We start from the raw sequence: 399 nt of genomic DNA on the forward strand, positions 1-399 counted from the left end.
ACTGGGTGGCGCATTCGCTGGAAGAGTTGAAGCCGGTGCGTGCCGGACGTTTCTTCGTCCACGGCGCACATGACCGCAGGAAACGCCACAGCGGCGAACTCGCCATCGAAATCGAAGCCGGCCTCGCCTTCGGCACCGGCCATCACGGCACCACCGCCGGCTGCCTGGAAATGCTGGAAAGAGTGGTCCGGCGCGAACACCCGCGCAATGCGCTCGACCTCGGCACCGGCAGCGCGGTACTGGCGATCGCCGTCGCCAAGCTGGCGCACATTCCGGTGCTGGCCACCGACATTGATCCGGTGGCGGTGCGGGTGGCTGCCGCCAATGCGCGGCTCAACCACGTCAAGGCACTGGTGGAAACAGCAACCGCGCTCGGCTCTCACCATCCGATCTTCGGCA

Annotated in this window: 1 protein-coding gene; it reads left to right on the forward strand. The window is 66.4% G+C overall.

Annotated elements, in window-relative coordinates; translation table 11 throughout:
• The coding region (locus EOA22_RS37385) for a 50S ribosomal protein L11 methyltransferase (protein ID WP_164756371.1) at positions 1–399 on the forward strand (399 nt) is incomplete at both ends.

Origin of the sequence: Mesorhizobium sp. M7A.F.Ca.US.014.04.1.1, assembly GCF_003998745.1 — a bacterium.
GTDB classification, from domain to species: Bacteria; Pseudomonadota; Alphaproteobacteria; order Rhizobiales; family Rhizobiaceae; genus Mesorhizobium; species Mesorhizobium ciceri.